The organism is Cupriavidus sp. 01L415, from assembly GCF_056400065.1.
In genome coordinates, this window is sequence record NZ_JBFTSP010000001.1 from 217,265 (window position 1) to 235,414 (window position 18,150).

Genomic DNA, 18,150 nt, shown 5'->3' on the forward strand with positions numbered 1-18,150 from the left:
TCGTTGCGCGGCCTGGCCGTACCACTTGTACTGTCTGCGGCCGCGCCCTTGCAGGGCGCGTATTCGCTCGTAGGCGCATACCGCTGCGCAGGCGGATCGCGTGCGATCCGAAACCGCTGCTCCGCCCTAGCCAGGACCGCTGCGCTTCATTTTGAAACAACCTCTAAGGCAAGACGCTAGAGGCGCGCTATCAAATTTGATCTGGTCGCCTAGTTGCCGCCGGCCAGCGCCACCAGCTTGAACGCCGCGCGCGCCACGCACACCACGGTGCCGGAGGCGTCCTTCGCCTCACCCTCGCAGAACGCGATCTTCGCCCCGCGACGGATGCAGCGCGACTCGAACGTCAGCTCCCCACGCGCGGCGGCCAGGAAGTGCGTCGACATGTCGATCGTGATCACGCCGATATCCAGCGGCGCGTGCGATCTTGCGGCGCCGCTCAGCGTGAAGTCGAGCACCGCCATCAGCGTGCCGCCGTGCACGTCGCCCCGGCTGTTCACCAGCGACGGATTCGCCGGCAGGCGCGTGCGGCACAGGCCTTCCTCCAGATGGACCGGTTGCAGGCCCAGGTGCCGCATCAGCGGGATGTCGATGCCGAAATAAGGCTTGTCCGGCGTACCGGGGGCCACGGGGCTGATCTCGTTCACTGCGTTTCCTCTCTGCGCGCCGCGTTCCGTATGGCGGAACGTCGATCCGTTATGTCCGATGGATGAGAGAGGATATGCGGATTTCCCGGGCCGTACCAGATGCGTGGGCGGTCAGCGCCCAAACAATGCGTGGAGCCCCGCCACCGCCGCCGACACGTCATGTGCCTCGGTGATCGCACGCACCACGGCCGCGCTGCCAACGCCCACCGCCAGCACCTCCGGCATGTTCGCGGCGTTCACGCCACCGATGCCGACCAGCGAGGGAATCACCGGCTTCATCAGCGCCACGTAGGCCTGGAAGCGTCCCATGCCCTGTGGCGACGTCGGCATGACCTTGGTCGTGGTCGGGAAGATCGCCCCGAGCGCGAGATAGCTGGGAGCGATCGCGGCGACACGCAGCATCTCGGCGTAGCCGTGCGTCGACACCCCCAGCCGCAGTCCCGATGCGCGAATCGCATCGAGATCCGCCTCGTCGAGATCTTCCTGGCCGAGGTGAATTCCGTAGATGCCGCTGTCGCCGCCGCATGATGCGTGATAGTCGATCGCCACGCGCCAGTGATCGTTGATGAACAATCGCGACGACGCGCCCTTGGCCGCCGTGGCCGCGCGAACCACTTCCGCGCGCACCGCCTCGGCGTCATCGGACTTGAAGCGCAGTTGCACGGTCGGCACCGCCAGCGGCACGAGCGTTTCGATCCACGCCGCACTCGGCATCACCGCGTAAAGGCCCAGGTCGGTCGGGCACGGGGCAAACGGGGCCGCCGGCTGGTCCGGCGACGCCAGCGCGGCATGGCGCACGCGCGGGAAGCGTGCGAAGTCGCTCGGCCACGCCGAGGTGCCCGGCTGCCAGGCGCGCGCGATGCACAGGGCGTCATGCGCCGGGAAATGCAGCGACATCGCCGCCAGCAGCACGGCGACGAAGGCCGGCGAATGCGGGGTGTCGTCATCGGCGGCCACGTCGAGCACCCATATACCCATGGGCGATCGCACCGTATCGATCCAGCGCCCGCCCTCGCGGTCGCTCTCGATCAGCACCGCGCCGGCGGCGGCGATTCGGTCGATCGCATCGGCCGTGGCCTCGCCATCGGCCAGCACCACGTCATGGCGACCGAGCGCGGCCGGCGCATTGGCGAGCGGCCAGGCACGCCACTCGGCTTCATCGCGCCCGAATGTCGCGCCGAAGCGCGCCATCAGATCCTTGAACAGCGCGGCATCCACCGTGGCGGCAACCCCCTGACGCGTCATGCGCGATCCTCCGCGCCCTCGGCGTGCCAGAACGGCATGCCCACCACCGGCGTGCTGGCTTGCGCCACCTCGCGCTCGGGCATCGGACCGGCCAGATAGGCGGTCCGCCCTGCCTCCACCGCCAGCGCGAACGCGCGCGCCATGTTCACCGGATAGGCGGCCTGGGCCACGGCGGTGTTCAGCAGCACGCCGTCATAGCCCCACTCCAGCACCTGCGCCGCGTGCGATGGCAATCCCAGGCCCGCGTCGACGATCAGCGGTGTGTCCGGCAGACGGTCGCGCAGCGTGCGCATGGCATGCGGATTCACGGCGCCACGGCCCGTGCCGATCGGCGCGGCCCACGGCATCAGCGCCTGGCAACCCACATCGAGCAGGCGGCGGCACAGCACCAGGTCCTCGGTGCAATACGGCAGCACCTTGAAGCCTTCCTTGACCAGCGTCTCGGCCACGGCCGGCATGTTCAGCGTGTCCGGCTGCAGCGTGTAGTCGTCGCCGATCAGTTCCAGCTTGATCCAGTCGGTCTCGAAGACTTCGCGCGCCATCATCGCCGTGGTGATGACTTCCTGTGCCGTGAAGCAGCCGGCCGTGTTCGGCAGCACCGGCACGCCCAGCGTGCGCAGCATCTGCCAGAACGCCTGTCCGCCCAGCGTCTGGCCGTCGCCGCTGCCTACCGCGGTCTGGCGGCGCAGGGCCACGGTCACCATGGCCGGGCGCGATGCCTCCACGGCGGCCTGCAGCGTGGCGGGCGATGGGTAGCGCGCCGTGCCGAGCAGCAGGCGGGAGGCGAACGATTCGCCGTAGAGCACGAACGGATCGCGCAGGGTTTCAGCAGGTTCGAAGGTCATGATGGGTTCAGCCTCCCGTCACGGGTTGCACGAGATCGATCTGGTCGCCAGTGGAGAGTGGCGTGGCCGCATGCGCGGCGCGCGGCACGAACTGGCCGTTCACCGCCGCGGCAAACGGCGGCGCGATGGCGGCCGCCGTCACCGCGTCCGCCAGCGTGGCGGCATCGGCAAGGACCAGCGGTCGGCCATTGAGCAGGATTTCCATGATGGTGTCCTGGGTCTTTCTGTTAGTGCAGCAGGCCGCCGGCGGCCTCTGCCGCCGCGCCGTGCGTGCGCGATCCGGGCTCGCACACGGCCTCGATCATGCCCGGCCAGCGGATCGCCGCCGGCACCGCATGGGCGGCCGGGTCGCCAGCCAGCAAGGCGCGCACCACGGCACAGGCGGCCTCGGTGACGGCCGGCGCAATCAGCCAGCCGTGGCGATACAGCCCGTTGACGCGCACCACGCGCGCCTGCTGGTCGACGCGAATCGCCGGCAAGTGGTCCGGCCGCGTGGGGCGGCGCTGCACGTTGAGTTCCAACACGCGCGCCTCGCCAAACGCCGGGTGCAGCGAATGCGCTGCCGACAGCAGTTCCAGCGCGGAGCGCACGCTCATCGGCGAATCGTCCTCGCTCTCGATTTCGGTCGCGCCAATCACGTAGAGGTCATTCGGCTTGGGCGCGATGTAGATCGGGTAGCGCGGATGCAGAAGCCTGACGGGCCGGTGCAATGTCACATCGGGTGCATGCACGCGGATGACCTCGCCGCGCAGGCCGCGCAGGCCCGGCATCGCCACGCCGCCTTCGGTAGCGCGGTTGGCCCACGCCGCGCGAGCGCCGAGCCCGCGGCAGTCCAGCACCACATCGGCACGGATACCAAGCCCCGGCAATGCATCGGCGTCGATCTCGCCGGCTTCCCATACGCAATGCAGGCCTTCCTCGACCGCGCACGACAACAGCGCCCGCATGGCGCCACGGTTGTCGAGCTGGCCTTCGCCCTGCAGCAGCAGGCCCTGCGGAAACCGACCGGCCAGCGCCGGCTCTACCGCTGCCACGCCGTTGCCGTCCAGCGCACGCAGCCGTTGCTGCACCAGCTCGGGCGGCGCCACGGCGCGCATGCGGCCGGTAAACAGCGACACCTCGCTGCGGTCCCGCGCGTGCCAGACCACCAGCGTGCCGTCTTCCTGGAAGAAAACCGGTTCGGGCAATTGCGCGAGCCAGGTGCGCCACAGATCGACACTGGCGACGCCGAGGTCGACGATGCGCCGCTCCGCAATGGCGGACTCCGCCAGCGGGGCCAGCATGGCCGCGGCCACGTGCGCGGCCGATCCGCTTCCATCCGGGCTGCCACGCTCGACCAGCGCCACGCGGGCGCCCGCGCGCACCAGCAACCAGGCGGATAACCGCCCGGCCAGGCCGGCACCGAGGATGGCGACATCGAAGGACTGTACTGCTGTCATGGGCTTGTTCTGCCGGCGACGCCGACTCGGTTGGCGTGCGCGCGGCCTCCTGTTGGTGAATTCCGCCGCGCCGCGTGGGGGCGCCGCGGGCGGGACTCGGGGTACTGCAGGGCATGGCGCGATGCCATGCCCCTGACTGCAAGCAACTGCCTACTGCTTTTGATTCTTACATTCTTACGAATAGATCTTCGCGCCCGACTTCACGAACTCGATCGACTTCTCCTGCATGCCGCGTTCGGCTGCGGGCAACGATGCCGCGTAGTCGCGCACTTCCTGCGTGATCTTCATCGAGCAGAACTTGGGACCGCACATCGAGCAGAAGTGCGCGATCTTGGCGCCTTCCGCCGGCAGCGTGGCATCGTGGAACGATCGCGCGCGCTCGGGATCGAGGCCCAGGTTGAACTGGTCTTCCCAGCGGAACTCGAAGCGCGCCTTGGACAGCGCATTGTCACGCAGCTGCGCCCCGGGCCAGCCCTTGGCGAGGTCGGCGGCGTGCGCGGCGATCTTGTACGTGATGATGCCCTCGCGCACGTCTTCCTTGTCCGGCAGGCCCAGGTGCTCCTTCGGCGTGACGTAGCACAGCATGGCGGTGCCCATCCAGCCGATGTTGGCCGCGCCGATGCCGCTGGTGATGTGATCATAGCCCGGGGCGATGTCCGTCACGAGCGGTCCCAGCGTGTAGAACGGGGCCTCGTAGCAGTGCTTCAGTTCCTCGTCCATGTTGGCCTGGATGCGCTGCAGCGGCACGTGGCCCGGGCCTTCGATCATCACCTGCACGTCGTGCTCCCACGCCTTGGCGGTCAGTTCGCCCAGCGTGCGCAGTTCGCCGAATTGCGCGTCGTCGTTGGAGTCCGCGATGCAACCGGGGCGCAGGCCGTCGCCGAGGCTGAACGACACGTCGTACGCCTTCATGATTTCGCAGATCTCGTCGAAGTGCGTGTACAGGAAGTTTTCCTTGTGGTGGGCCAGGCACCACTTGGCCATGATCGAGCCGCCGCGCGAGACGATGCCCGTCACGCGGTCCGCCGTCATCGGCACGTAGCGCAGCAGCACGCCGGCGTGGATCGTGAAGTAGTCCACGCCCTGCTCGGCCTGCTCGATCAGCGTGTCGCGGAACATTTCCCAGGTCAGGTCCTCGGCGATGCCGCCGGTCTTGTCCAGCGCCTGGTAGATCGGCACCGTGCCGATGGGCACTGGCGAGTTGCGCAGGATCCATTCACGCGTTTCGTGAATGTGCTTGCCGGTCGACAGATCCATGATGGTGTCCGCGCCCCAGCGGATCGACCACACCATCTTTTCCACTTCCTCGGCCAGCGACGACGTCACCGCGGAGTTACCCAGGTTGCCGTTGATCTTGACGCGGAAGTTGCGCCCGATCGCCATCGGCTCCAGTTCGGTGTGGTTGATGTTGGCGGGGATGATCGCGCGGCCGGCGGCAATCTCGCGGCGCACGAATTCCGGCGTCATGTCTTCCGGACGCAGCGGCAGCGCCGCACCCAGCGCGTTGCCCGGATGCTGGCGCAGCAGCGCCTTGTACTCGGGCTTGTCGTACAGCGCCTGCAGGTTCAGCGATTCGCGCAGCGCCACGTATTCCATCTCGGGCGTGATGATGCCGCGACGCGCATAGTGCATCTGCGACACATTCGCGCCGGCCTTGGCGCGGCGCGGGTTGGTCAGCTGGGCAAAGCGCAGGTGGGCCGTGGCCGGGTCGTTGGCACGGTCGCGGCCATATTCGGACGTCAGGCCCGACAGGATCTCGGTGTCGCCGCGCTCGTCGATCCACTTGTCGCGGACGTGCGGCAGGCCGGATTTCAGGTTGATGTGCACGTCCGGGTCGCTGTACGGGCCCGAGGTGTCGTACACGGGAATCGGCGGGTTGGACATCTCGCCCTTGTCCGTGCGCGTGGACGTCTGCAGGATCGTGCGCAGCGGCACGCGGATGTCCGGGCGGCTGCCGGTCAGGTAGGTCTTGCTGGACGCCGGATAGGCAAATTTCTGATCGAGATCGCTTTCCAGCGATTCGAACGAAGCGGCGGGGGCAGTATTTCGGGCCATGGATATCGTCCTCTCTCTTGCGGGGGATGGACGAAACCAGGAGCCCTGTGAGCCAGCCTGCGCGGTGGTGCCGGAGGCGGGGTCCCGTTGCGGGACAGGAGCTGTTCGGTATTCATGAAGAAACTTCCCACGCCGGTACTAGCCGGATCGGGTTCGAAGGGACTCTCTCAGCCGCACGGCCCATCCGTACGGCACCCCTGTTTCATCCAACGGGGTGAATTTAAGCACAAGCCCCCGCCCCGCGCCACCTTGAATTTTGTTGCAGCTGTCGTGCGCCAGGGTATCGACCGGCCGATGCTGCGCTGCACGAATGCGCCGATGTGCGTATCGCGGCGCATCCAGCAGGGGGATCGCGCGTTTTCCGAACGTGGCAGTTGCCGTACCATGCCCCTAGCTGTCCTCGTCGCAATGCCAACCACGCAGCCAGGAGACGCCATGACCGCCCATTCCGCCGCCGATTCCCCTGCCGGTATTCCCGCAGACGTGCTCGCCGGCTCTGCGCAGACCCACACCGTCTTCAACCAGGTACCCGACCTCGCGCACTACAACCTGTTCGAGACGGACGCGACTCTGCGGACCGCGCTGGACCGGGTGGGCGGCGGCTGGCACGCGGAGACGCTGTCCACCTTCGGCGCGCGGCTGGGCGAACCCGATGTGCAGGCCTGGGCTGCCGACGCCAACCGTCTCACGCCGGAACTCCATACCCACAGCCGCACGGGCGAGCGGGTCGACCAGATTGCCTTTCATCCGGCATGGCACGCATTGTTGACGCTGCTGCGCAGCCAGCAACTGCAGTCGCTGCCCTTCGCGCAACCGCGCGCGGGCGCATGGGCCGCGCGCACGGCTGGCTACTTCCTGCAATCGCAGATCGAGTCGGGGTCCCTGTGCCCGACCACAATGACCTTCGCGAGCATCCCCGTGCTGCGCAAGGAACCGGCGCTGTTCCGCGACCTCGAACCGCGGCTCTACGCCGCCGGCCACGACGCCCGCGACCTGCCGTGGCGCGAGAAGACCGCGATCCTGATCGGCATGGGCATGACGGAGAAACAGGGCGGGTCCGACGTACGCGCCAACACCACCGTCGCCGTGCCGGTTCGTGGCGAGGGCCGCGGCGCGGAATACGCACTGACGGGCCACAAGTGGTTCTTCTCCGCGCCGATGTGCGACGCGCATCTCGTGGTCGCCCGCATGGGCGCCGCCGATGGTCCGCTGTCTTGCTTCTTCGTGCCGCGCTTTCGCGATGACGGCAGCAAGAACCCCATCCTGATCCAGCGGCTCAAGGACAAGCTTGGCAATCGCTCCAACGCCAGCAGCGAAGTGGAATTCCGCGGCGCGACGGGCATCCTGATCGGCGAGGAAGGGCGTGGCATCCCCACCATCATCGAGATGGCCACCAGCACGCGGCTCGACTGCGTGATCGGCAGCGCGGGACTGCTGCGCGCAGGACTGGTGCAGGCGCTGCATCACGCGCGCCATCGCATGGCGTTCGGCCGGTTGCTCGCGGATCAGCCGCTGATGCGTAACGTGCTGGCGGACCTCGCGCTGGAATCTGAAGCCGCCACCCTGCTAATGATGGCGCTGTCCAACGCGTTCGAGCACGCCGATGACGATCCGCTCGCCGCCGCGTGGAAGCGCGTGGTGACGCCGGCGGCGAAGTTCTGGATCTGCAAGCGCGCGCTGGAGGCCACCGGCGAGGCCATGGAAGTCTGGGGCGGCAACGGCTACGTCGAGGAAGGCCCGATGGCGCGCCTCTACCGCGAGGCGCCGGTGAACTCGATCTGGGAAGGCTCGGGCAACATCATGTGCCTCGATGTCCTGCGCGCGTTGCAGCGCAATCCCGAGGATGGCGCGCGCATCCTGCAGGACCTGGCGCGGCTGGCCAACGGCCACGCCGCCGTGCGCGCGGAGCTGGCGTCGCTACAGGCGATGCTGCGCGAGCCCGCGGAGCACCTGGAGGCCAGCGGCCGCCGGTTTGCGCAGGGCCTCGTCCTGACGGCGCAGGCGGCACTGATGCTGGCGCATGGCGACCCCGAATCGGCCGAGCAGTTTGTCTCCAGCCGCCTTGGCCGCCAGCATGGGCGCGTGTTCGGGACGCTTGACGCCGATTCGGGCACGCTCCTGCGCATCGCCAATCGCGCGTGGCCGGCCTGATTCGCCCGATTCACCGGATTCACCGCTCACCCCGGACGGGACGCAGGCCTCGATGCAGGCCTGACGCGCCCGTCCGCCCTTCCATTACTGATCCGGCGTTTGCGCCCCCATCGGCAATCCAGCGTTTCAAACGTCCCGTGCGGACTTCGTACAGTCGATGCTGCAGCGCACATATTGCGCCTTCAGGCGCCGTCGGCCCTGCCGTAAACCTTGAGGCGACGGGCTCCGGCCTGCTGCATACCCCAAGTCGCCATCAACGGGCTGCCGTGCCACAAGCATGTGCCGCAAACGCCTCATGAACATCAGCAAACGCCTGCTTCTTACGCTTTCCCTCGCCTTGCTTGCCCTGCTTTTCGTCGGCCTCGGCGGCATCTGGCAACTCAATCAATCGCAACAACGCTTCGATTTCTTCAACGACAACACGCTGGGCAGCGTGCGGCACCTGAACGCCGTCGCGGATGCCGTGGGCAACATGCGCGAAGGGCTGTACCGCCATGCGATGACCGACGACACCGCGGCGAAGGTCCAGGCCGAAGCGCTGCTGGCCAAGAGCGGCCAACGCTTCGACGAGTTGCTGGCGGTCTATGAACGCGATGACATCGCCGACGATACCGATCGCACGCTGCTCGCAGCCGATCGCGCCGCGGGCAAGCGCTATCGCGACGAATTCGCCGCATTCTTCGATCGCTCCAATAACAACGATTACGCCGCCACGCAGCAAATGCTGACCGCCGGCGCCATGCACGACGCGTCGATCGCGCTGCGCAAGGCCATCGACGAGCATGTCGCGTACAACACGAAACTCGGCGACGAGACCGTGGCGGACAACAAGCTGCAGCACAAGTGGTCCGTGCGCGTGTTCCTGACCGTCATCGCCGCATCCGTCCTGTTCACGGGATTCATGGCGTTGTCGCTCTACCGCCGGATCCGGCACAGCCTGGAAGACATCCAGGGCACGCTGCTGCATGTCAGCCAGTCGCTGGACCTCGATCACCGGGCGACGGTCGGCCAGCTCGATGAAATCGGCCTGACCGCGCAGTCGTTCAACACGCTGATCGAGCGCGTCGGCCAGACACTGCGCGACGTGCGCCAGTCCAGCGATTCCGTCAGCGTGGCCGCCGCGCAGATCGCCGCCGGCAACACCGACCTGTCCGCCCGCACGGAGCAACAGGCCGCATCGCTGGAAGAGACCGCATCGAGCATGGAGGAGCTGACCACCACCGTGCGCCAGAACGCGGACAACGCCCGCCAGGCGAGCTCGCTCGCGTCCAACGCGGCGCTGGTCGCGGACGAGGGCAATCAGGCCGTCCAGCAGATGGTCGATACGATGGGCGCCATCAGCGGCAGCTCGGAACGCATCGCCGAAATCACCACGCTGATCGAGGGCATCGCGTTCCAGACTAATATCCTGGCACTCAACGCCGCCGTGGAAGCGGCGCGCGCAGGGGAACAGGGCCGGGGCTTTGCCGTGGTGGCCGGCGAGGTGCGCAGCCTGGCGCAGCGCTCGTCCAGCGCCGCCAAGGAAATCAAGGAACTGATCGAGAGCTCGGTCGATACGGTGCGCACCGGCTCCAGCCAGGCGCAGGGCGTGGGCAACACGATGACGGAGATCCGCCAGGCTGTGAAGCGCGTGTCGGACATCATCGCGGAGATCGCCGCGGCGTCGCAGGAACAGAGCGCCGGCATCGAGCAGGTGGGCCACGCGGTGGGCCAGATGGACCAGGTAACGCAGCAGAACGCGGCATTGGTGGAAGAAGCGGCCGCAGCAGCCCAGTCCCTGGATGAACAGGCGGGCAAGCTGCGCGAGACCGTGGGTCAGTTCCAGATGCGCGGCTGAACCACGCAGGAGGCGGACGCCGCCTAGTCGGCGGCTACTGTCTCCCGTATTCGCAGCGTCACGTGGGGCGCATAGCGGATCAGATCGTGGGCGCGCTCGCCGATCATGATCGACGGCGCGTTGGTATTGCCGCCGATCAGCGTCGGCATGACGGACGCGTCCACGACACGCAGCCCCTCCACGCCCCGCACGCGCAACTGCGGATCCACGACGGCCAGCGGGTCCATGCCCATGCGGCACGTACCCACCGGATGGTAGATCGTGTCCGCGCGACGGCGGATCATCGCGCGCACCGCATCGTCGTCGGTGCCATCCGCCTGCAATCCCTCCGAATACAGCTCGCGGCCGCCAAAGGATGCCAGCGGCGGCTGGGCAAAGATCTGCCGCACGATGCGCACGCCGGCCAGCAGGTCCTCCATGTCTTGTGGATCGGACAGGTAGCGGGGATCGATGTGCGGGGCATCGCGCATGTCGGGCGATGCCAGCCTGACCTCGCCGCGGCTGTGCGGCCGCAGCCCGCAGACGTGGCAGGAATAGCCATGCCCCAGGTTGAGGTGCCGCATATGGTCGTCGGCCATGCCCACCACGAAGTGGAGTTGCAGGTCCGGCTCGTCCAGATCCGGCCGGCTGCGCAGGAATGCGCCGGCTTCCGCGAAGTTCGACGTCAGCATGCCGGAATGATCGCGACGGTAGCGCAATATCTCGCCCAGCAGGTGGCCTGCGCCACGCAGCGACAGGCCGAACAGTTCCGACGCGGCCACGCGCTTGTGCAGGATGACGTCCAGATGGTCCTGCAGGTTGCCGCCGACGCCGGGCAGGTCGTGCACCACGGTCACGCCGTGTTCGCGCAGGTGCGCGGCCGGGCCGATGCCTGACGCCATCAGCAACTGGGGCGACCCGAACGCCCCGGCTGACACGATGACCTCGCGTCGCGCGTGCAGGATGACTTCGCGGCCATCGCGCCACGCCAGCACGCCGACGGCACGCCGTCCCTCGAACAGGATGCGCAGCACCTGGGTGCCGGTCAGCACATGCAGATGCGCACGGCCGCCGTTGCAGGCGCGGTCGCGCGCGTTGCCGCCATGCAGGTAGGCGCGCGCGGCATTCCAGCGTTCACCGTTGTGCTGCGTGACCTGGAACCAGCCCACGCCCTCCTGCTCGTCACCGTTGAAGTCGTCGTTGCGCGGATAGCCGGCCAGCTGCGCGGCGTCGATGAAATGCTGACCGAAAGGATTGGGCGAGCGCAGGTCGCTGACATGAAGCGGGCCGGTGCCGCCGTGCAGGGGATCGTCGTCATGGCCGGCCACGCGCTCGTTGCACTCCGCGCGGCGGAAGTACGGCAGCACGTCGTCCCACGACCACCCATCGCAACCGGCGGCGGCCCAGCCGTCGTAGTCGCGGGGGCGGCCGCGCATGTAGATCATGGCGTTGATGGATGACGATCCGCCCAGGCCCCGGCCGCGAGGCTGGTAGCCGCGCCGGCCGTCCAATCCGTCCTGCGGCACGGTCTGGTAGGCGTAGTTGCGCGCGCCCGCGCGCGGCAGGATGGCCGCACACGCCGCGGGTGTGCGGACCAGCACATGGTGATCGTGCTGCCCCGCCTCCACGAGGCCGATGCTGTCGTTCCCGCTGTCGGCCAGCCGGCCAGCCAGCGCGCAGCCGGCGGAGCCGGCCCCCACGACGAGATAGTCAAAGGTCATTTCCATCTGTATCCCCGTGAGTCCGGTGTCCGGCACGGCAATGCTTGTCTGGCATGCCCCCCGGTCCCGGTGGGCGCCTGCCGCGAAAATTTAGTGTAGGCGCTGGCGCCGGGGGGGAGAAGCGGCGCGGACGCGGGAGCGGACACCGTCCGCCATCGCCCTGCACCGACCGCCACTGGCCGGGGCCGGCCGCCGTGGCCGCCCCCTGCGTTTGAGGGCAGCCCTCCATTGCGATAACCGAAGGGTTCGCTTATGTTGCGCGATGGTATCAGGCACCCCCAGCCAGACTAGTCGGCCATCAGTCCTGCCCCGGTGAGAAGAAGGAGACCGCAAAAATGAGAGAAGTCCCCGCCATGTCCTCGGTGTTCGACGCGATGCGCGCGGCGTCGCGGCACGATCAGACCCCGTCGTGGGAAATCCGGGCGGATCGCCTGCGCCGGCTGCGGCGGCTCGTGCACGCCAACCAGGAGGCGATCGCCACCGCCATCAGCGATGACTTCACCAACCGGCCCCGCCAGGAGACTGCGCTGCTGGAGACCTTTCCGAGCATCGCCGGCATCAATGATGCACTGCGGCACGGCAAGCGCTGGATGCGCGTGCGCCGGGCCCGCACCGGCCTCTGGTTCAAGCCGGGCCGCTCGCGGCTGATGCCGCAGCCGCTGGGCGTGATCGGCATCGTGGTGCCGTGGAACTACCCGCTGTTCCTGACCGTCGGCCCGCTCGCGGGTGCGCTGGTGGCCGGCAACCGCGCGATGATCAAGCTGTCGGAATACACACCGCGCTTCTCGGCGCTGTTCGCCCAGCTGGTACAGGCCACGTTTGCGCCGGACGAGGTGGCGATCATCAATGGCGATGCCGAGGTTGCCAGCACATTCACCGCGCTGCCGTTCGACCACCTGCTGTTCACGGGATCGACCAGCGTCGGCCATCACGTCATGCGCGCCGCCGCGGCCAATCTGACGCCGGTAACGCTGGAGCTGGGCGGGAAGTCGCCGGCCATCGTCGGACCGGGCGCCGAATTCGACCACGCCGTGGAACGGATCCTGGTCGGCAAGCTGCTCAATGCGGGCCAGACCTGCATCGCCCCCGACTACGTGCTGGTGCCCGAAGCGCAACGCGACCGCTTTGTGGAATCCGCGCGCCGCTGCGTGAACCGGCTTTACCCCGGCCTCGCACACAACCCCGACTACACGAGCATCATCAGTCCGCGCCACTTCGGGCGGCTGGTGTCGATGATCGAGGCTGCCGGCGCGGCCGGCGCGCGCGTGGTGCCGCTCACCGACGCCGCGCCGGATGCCGACGCGCGCCGGCTGCCGCCCGTGCTGCTGATGGATGTGCCGGATGACGCGATGGCAATGCAGGAGGAGATCTTCGGGCCCGTGCTGCCTGTGGTGACCTATCGCACCGTGGGCGAGGCCATCGCCTTCGTCAATGCGCGCCCGCGCCCGCTGGCGCTGTATGTGTTCGACAAGGGCGCCGAGGTGGTCGATCGCGTGATGCGCCAGACCGTGGCCGGCGGCGTGACCGTCAACGACACGCTGTTCCATATCGCCCAGGACGACCTGCCGTTCGGCGGCGTGGGGCCGAGCGGCATGGGCGCCTATCACGGCGAGGCGGGCTTCGAGACGTTTTCCAAGCTCAAGCCGGTGTTCCATCAGGCCGGCCTGAATGGCGCCGGCCTGCTCAAGCCGCCGTATGGCAAGCGCTTCGAGTCGATGCTGAAGCTGCTGCTGCGCTGAATTTGCCCGATGCCGGGCCTCGCTCGCGGCGGCGCCTAGGCGGCCAGCATGGGCCGCCCCAGCATGCGCGTCAGCACGGCCTCCGGTGAGTGCGTGTGATCGCTGATGGCTTGCGGATCGAGGTAGATGGTCTGCTCCATCATCGCGCGGCCGCGCATGGCGGCGTGCAGCAGCTGGTCGCTGAACACGATCCAGGTCGAGCCCGGCGGGAAACGGAACTCCTGCTGCGGCACGGTCTTCTGGTAGTCCAGGTCGGCCTTGGCCAAGTCGTGCAGTTGCAGCATGCGGTGGTCGTACTCGGATCGCGTGCGCTTGGTGATGTGCAACTGCTTCATCAGCCACGCCTGGCCGGGCCACATGCCGTGCGTCTTCGGCACGAAGTGCTTCGCAAAATCGCCGAACGGCTCGCCCACGCGCCAGACGCGCGGCTCGGCGGGGTCGATGTTGTGGAATACGCGCAGCAACCGCTTGCCCAGCATCGGATTGGACGGGAATGAATCCACGTGCAGCCGCGTATCGTCCTTGCGCCAGCTGACCGGACGGCCGGCGATCTGGCTCGGCCGCAGCGACGTGCCCGCGCGCGTCATGTGCGGGATGTACTCCGGAAACAGCGCGTGGATCAGCGATTCGCTCGATTCGGCATAACGGCGAATCAGCGCGTAGAGATCGGCCAGGTCCTTCTCGCTGCCGGTGGCGCCGCGCACGGCCCGGTCATCGGCGCGCAGGTTGATGTTCTTGGACTTGCCATCGGACCAGCGGCTGTCAAGGAAGCGCTCCTCGCCGGACTGAAAGGGGAAATGGAGGTTCGGGAAATACAGCACGGCGCCCTGCTCCAGTTCGCGGCGCAGCGTGGCGCGGGTCTCGGGTGCGACGGCGGGCGCCCAGTCGGTATAGGGCTGCGTGCGGATCAGGTCCAGGGCGGCGCCTGCCGGCACGGCGCCGGCAGCGGACTGGGGTACGAGGGTGGGCGTGTCGATGGACATGGCCATTCCGGTGGATTGCGGTTGCCCGGATTCTACTCCGCGACGTGCCAGCTGCCACGTGACGCCCGCGCAACAAAAAACCCCGCGGGTCCCGAAGGACCGGCGGGGTTTCACCTGACCGCGATGCGGTGGGTGCTTACAGGCCGGCGGCTGCGCGCAGGGCGGCAACCTTATCCGTGGCTTCCCACGAAAATTCCGGCTCTTCGCGGCCAAAGTGGCCATACGCAGCGCTCTTCTCGTAGATCGGACGCAGCAGGTCGAGCATCTGCACGATGCCCTTCGGACGCAGGTCGAAATGCTCCTGCACCAGTGCGGCGATCTTCTCGTCGGAGATCTTGCCGGTGCCTTCCGTGTACACGGTCACGTTGATCGGGCGGGCCACGCCGATGGCGTAGCTCACCTGCACCTGGCACTGGCGCGCCAGACCGGCGGCCACAACGTTCTTGGCCACGTAGCGGGCGGCGTAGGCAGCCGAGCGGTCCACCTTCGACGGATCCTTGCCGGAGAACGCACCGCCACCGTGCGGCGAAGCGCCACCGTAGGTGTCGACGATGATCTTGCGGCCGGTCAGGCCGCAGTCGCCTTGCGGGCCACCGATCACGAAACGGCCGGTCGGGTTCACCAGGTACTTGGTTTCCTTGAGCATCTCGGCCGGCAGCACCGGCTTGATGATCTCTTCGATCACGGCTTCGCGGATCTGTGCCTGCGAGATGTCCGGTGCGTGCTGGGTCGACAGCACCACGGTATCCACGCTGTGCGGGCGGCCGTCGACGTAACGCACGGTCACCTGCGACTTGGCATCCGGACGCAGCCAGGGCAGGCGGCCGTCGCGGCGCAATTGCGACTGACGCTCCACCAGACGGTGGGCGTAGTAGATCGGGAACGGCATCAGTTCCGGGGTCTCGTCGCAGGCGTAGCCGAACATCAGGCCCTGGTCGCCGGCACCCTGGTTCAGGTAGTCGTCAGACGCGCGGTCCACGCCCTGGGCGATGTCCGGGGATTGCTTGTCATACGCGACCAGCACGGCGCAACCCTTGTAGTCGATGCCGTAGTCGGTGTTGTCGTAGCCAATGCGCTTGATGGTGTCGCGAGCGACTTGGATGTAGTCGACGTTGGCCGTCGTGGTGATTTCACCAGCCAGCACTACCAGACCGGTGTTGCACAGGGTTTCGGCCGCCACGCGGGCGTACTTGTCCTGAGCAAGGATGGCGTCCAGGACGGCGTCCGAAATCTGGTCGGCGACTTTATCGGGATGACCTTCGGAAACGGATTCCGAAGTGAACAGGAAGTCGTTTGCCACGAGCTTATTTCTCCAGGTTGGCTATTGCGTGCCAGCGTTGGGAAACGGCGCGGCGACGCTTTAGCGGTATTTTCAGGCCACTCGGATAGAGCGGCATCGCCCCGCAAGTTGTCAGTTAACTCGGCGATACAGGCTATTATACGCGCCTGCCGTCTTCGCTGCATCGCGCCAATGAAGGCAGCGCCACAGCGCAAGCCCGGGCGGGTACGCATTCAGCACGATACCAGCGAGGCAGCTCGCGCAATCTGGCGCCGGCAAGCCTTTTTTGCCCGCAATTCCGCGAATTGCCCGGCGGCGTAAGCCTCGGGCCACCGCGGGTACGTGACCCGGGACGGCAGCCAAGACCAAGAACACCCTGCCGGCCCCAGGCCGGCCTTTGTCCCTGACGGCGTCATGACATTTCTCTTCTGGCTCATTTCCCGCCTGCCGCTACGCGTGCTGCACGCCATCGGTGGCGCGCTGGGCTTGCTGGTGGCGCGCCTGCCCGGCCGCTACGGCCGGCGGCTCACCGAGAACTTCCGCCTGGCGTACCCGGACGCCACCGACGACATGCTGGCGGAGGCCGCCCGCTCCACGGGCAGGCTGATCATGGAGATGCCGTATTTCTGGAGCCGCAAGTCACTCGACGTCCCCCTGGAAAGATTCGACGACTACCTCTGGCCCTACCTGAACGAGATCCGGCCGAATGGCAAGGGCGTGATCATCCTGACGCCGCATCTTGGCTGCTTCGAGGTGCTGCCACAGTCGCATGCGCGACACCATCCGGTGACGTGCCTGTTCAAGCCGCCCCATCAGCCGTGGTTGCGAGACTTCGTCGAACGCATGCGCACGCGCCACAACATCTCCATGGCTCCAGCCAACCCGCGCGGCGTTCGCATGCTGGTCAAGGCACTCAAGCGCGGCCAGGCCGTGGGCATCCTGCCGGACCAGGTGCCCAGCGCCGGTGAAGGCACATGGGCGCCCTTCTTTGGCAAGCCGGCCTATTCCATGACGCTGGTACACCGGCTGCAGCAGCTGACCCAATCCCCGGTGGTGATGGTGTTTGCCGAGCGCCTGCCGCGCGGCGCCGGCTATCGGGGACACCTGCGCGTCCTGTGCGACGGCGGCATGCTGCCCGAGGATCCGTCCGCGAGCGCCGCCGTGATCAACCGGACCATCGAGGAACTGATCGCGATCAACCCGACCCAGTACCTCTGGGGCTACAACCGCTACAAGCATCCGGCCGGCGCCGGACTGCCGCCCGATACCGCCGGCACTGCCCCGGCGGCTCCCAACGACACCATCCAATGAGCCGCATCTTTACCTGGCTCGGCATCGGTCTCCTGACCGTGCTGGGCAAATTGCCGTACCCGCTCGTCGCCCGTTTTGGCGAAGGCCTGGGCAGCCTGCTGTACCGGATCCCCAGCAGCCGCCGCGAGGTGGTGCGCGCCAACCTGCGCCTGTGCTTTCCGGACAAGACCGAGGCGGAAATCGACGCGATGTCGCGCGAGACCTTCCGCCATATCTTCCGCAGCTTTGCCGAGCGCGGCATCTTCTGGACCGGCAGCGAGGCGCAGATGCGCCGCTGGGTGCAGATCGACGACCAGGCGAACCTGGTTGCGCTGGACGGAAAGCCCCATATCCTGGTGACGATGCACCTCTCCGGCGTGGAAGCCGGCGCGATTCGCCTGACGATCCACCTGCGCGATCACGTGGGGCGTTCGGGGGCCTCGCTCTACACGAAGCAGAAGAATGCGCTGTTCGACGGCTTCCTGAAGCATGCGCGGGGCCGCTTTGGCGCCAACATGATTTCCCGCAACGACAGCGCGCGCGACATCCTGCGCTGCCTGAAGAAGGGCGAGGCGCTGCAACTGATCGCCGACATGGACTTTGGCGAGCGGGACTCGGAGTTCGTGCCGTTCTTCGGCGTGCAGGCGCTGACGCTGACGTCGGTGTCGCGGCTGGCCCGGCTGACCGGCGCCAAAGTGGTGCCGATCTACACGGAGATGCTGCCGGACTACAAGGGCTACATCCTGCACATCCTGCCCGCGTGGGAGGACTATCCGGGCGACAGCGTGACCGACGACACGCGCCGCATGAACGCCTTCTTCGAGGACGCGATCCGGCCCCGCGTGACCGAGTACTACTGGGTCCACAAGCGCTTCAAGCATCGCCCGCCCGGCGAGCCCGAGATCTACTGACGCCCCCCCGGCAGACTGCCACGGCCACCGCT

14 protein-coding genes and 1 riboswitch are annotated in these 18,150 nt (G+C 67.5%); of the genes, 5 read left to right on the forward strand and 9 right to left on the reverse strand.

Annotation, left to right across the window (positions count from 1 at the left end; all coding sequences use genetic code 11):
* Positions 1-209 precede the first annotated feature (209 nt).
* The 6 genes from AC1DOX_RS01000 to thiC all read right to left on the reverse strand — a co-directional run bounded on the left by AC1DOX_RS01000 (position 210) and on the right by thiC (position 6,228).
* Positions 210-644: a PaaI family thioesterase gene (locus AC1DOX_RS01000; RefSeq protein WP_092135629.1), complete on the reverse strand. Its 435-nt coding sequence runs from the start codon at positions 642-644 to the stop codon at positions 210-212.
* Positions 645-755: 111 nt separating this feature from the next.
* A complete protein-coding gene (locus tag AC1DOX_RS01005) occupies positions 756-1,889 on the reverse strand; it encodes a thiamine phosphate synthase (RefSeq protein WP_441618652.1) in 1,134 nt (377 codons plus the stop codon).
* Positions 1,886-2,734 carry a thiazole synthase gene (locus tag AC1DOX_RS01010; protein ID WP_477101351.1) on the reverse strand — a complete coding sequence of 283 codons (849 nt, stop codon included), beginning with the start codon at positions 2,732-2,734 and terminating at the stop codon, positions 1,886-1,888. The genes AC1DOX_RS01005 and AC1DOX_RS01010 overlap by 4 nt, the downstream gene beginning before the upstream one ends.
* Before the next feature lie 7 nt (positions 2,735-2,741).
* Positions 2,742-2,939: a sulfur carrier protein ThiS gene (gene thiS, locus AC1DOX_RS01015; protein WP_092135624.1), complete on the reverse strand. Its 198-nt coding sequence runs from the start codon at positions 2,937-2,939 to the stop codon at positions 2,742-2,744.
* Between the two features lie 22 nt (positions 2,940-2,961).
* The gene (locus tag AC1DOX_RS01020; protein ID WP_092135622.1) at positions 2,962-4,173 is read right to left on the reverse strand and encodes an FAD-dependent oxidoreductase; all 1,212 of its coding nucleotides are present in this window, start codon (positions 4,171-4,173) and stop codon (positions 2,962-2,964) included.
* A 174-nt stretch (positions 4,174-4,347) separates the two neighbouring features.
* Positions 4,348-6,228 carry a phosphomethylpyrimidine synthase ThiC gene (gene thiC / locus AC1DOX_RS01025; protein WP_092135621.1) on the reverse strand — a complete coding sequence of 627 codons (1,881 nt, stop codon included), beginning with the start codon at positions 6,226-6,228 and terminating at the stop codon, positions 4,348-4,350.
* Between the two features lie 107 nt (positions 6,229-6,335).
* A riboswitch (TPP riboswitch) is annotated at positions 6,336-6,437 on the reverse strand.
* Between the two features lie 226 nt (positions 6,438-6,663).
* Between thiC and AC1DOX_RS01030 the strand changes: the two genes are divergently transcribed.
* Positions 6,664-8,379, forward strand: a complete 1,716-nt coding sequence (locus AC1DOX_RS01030) for an acyl-CoA dehydrogenase family protein (protein ID WP_441618647.1) — start codon at positions 6,664-6,666, stop codon at positions 8,377-8,379.
* A 295-nt stretch (positions 8,380-8,674) separates the two neighbouring features.
* Entirely contained in the window at positions 8,675-10,216 is a 1,542-nt protein-coding gene (locus AC1DOX_RS01035; RefSeq protein WP_441618645.1) for a methyl-accepting chemotaxis protein, read from the forward strand.
* Positions 10,217-10,239: 23 nt separating this feature from the next.
* Here AC1DOX_RS01035 and AC1DOX_RS01040 read toward each other — a convergent pair whose 3' ends face one another.
* Positions 10,240-11,922, reverse strand: coding sequence for a GMC family oxidoreductase (locus tag AC1DOX_RS01040; protein ID WP_441618643.1), 1,683 nt, complete (start codon positions 11,920-11,922; stop codon positions 10,240-10,242).
* A gap of 329 nt (positions 11,923-12,251) precedes the next feature.
* On the opposite strand from AC1DOX_RS01040, the gene AC1DOX_RS01045 reads away from it, so the two are divergent.
* Positions 12,252-13,655 (forward strand): coniferyl aldehyde dehydrogenase, encoded by a 1,404-nt coding sequence (locus AC1DOX_RS01045; protein WP_441618641.1) that lies wholly within the window; start codon positions 12,252-12,254, stop codon positions 13,653-13,655.
* Between the two features lie 35 nt (positions 13,656-13,690).
* On the opposite strand, the gene AC1DOX_RS01050 is transcribed toward AC1DOX_RS01045, so the two are convergent.
* Both AC1DOX_RS01050 and metK read right to left on the reverse strand, forming a co-directional pair.
* Positions 13,691-14,638, reverse strand: coding sequence for a Kdo hydroxylase KdoO (locus AC1DOX_RS01050; RefSeq protein ID WP_441618639.1), 948 nt, complete (start codon positions 14,636-14,638; stop codon positions 13,691-13,693).
* Positions 14,639-14,774: 136 nt separating this feature from the next.
* A complete protein-coding gene (metK, locus tag AC1DOX_RS01055; protein WP_092135613.1) occupies positions 14,775-15,938 on the reverse strand; it encodes a methionine adenosyltransferase in 1,164 nt (387 codons plus the stop codon).
* 393 nt (positions 15,939-16,331) lie between these two features.
* On the opposite strand from metK, the gene AC1DOX_RS01060 reads away from it, so the two are divergent.
* Positions 16,332-17,228, forward strand: coding sequence for a lysophospholipid acyltransferase family protein (locus AC1DOX_RS01060; protein ID WP_441618637.1), 897 nt, complete (start codon positions 16,332-16,334; stop codon positions 17,226-17,228).
* A complete protein-coding gene (locus AC1DOX_RS01065; protein ID WP_441618635.1) occupies positions 17,225-18,118 on the forward strand; it encodes a lipid A biosynthesis lauroyl acyltransferase in 894 nt (297 codons plus the stop codon). Before AC1DOX_RS01060 ends, AC1DOX_RS01065 begins: the two co-directional genes overlap by 4 nt.
* Positions 18,119-18,150: the final 32 nt, after the last annotated feature.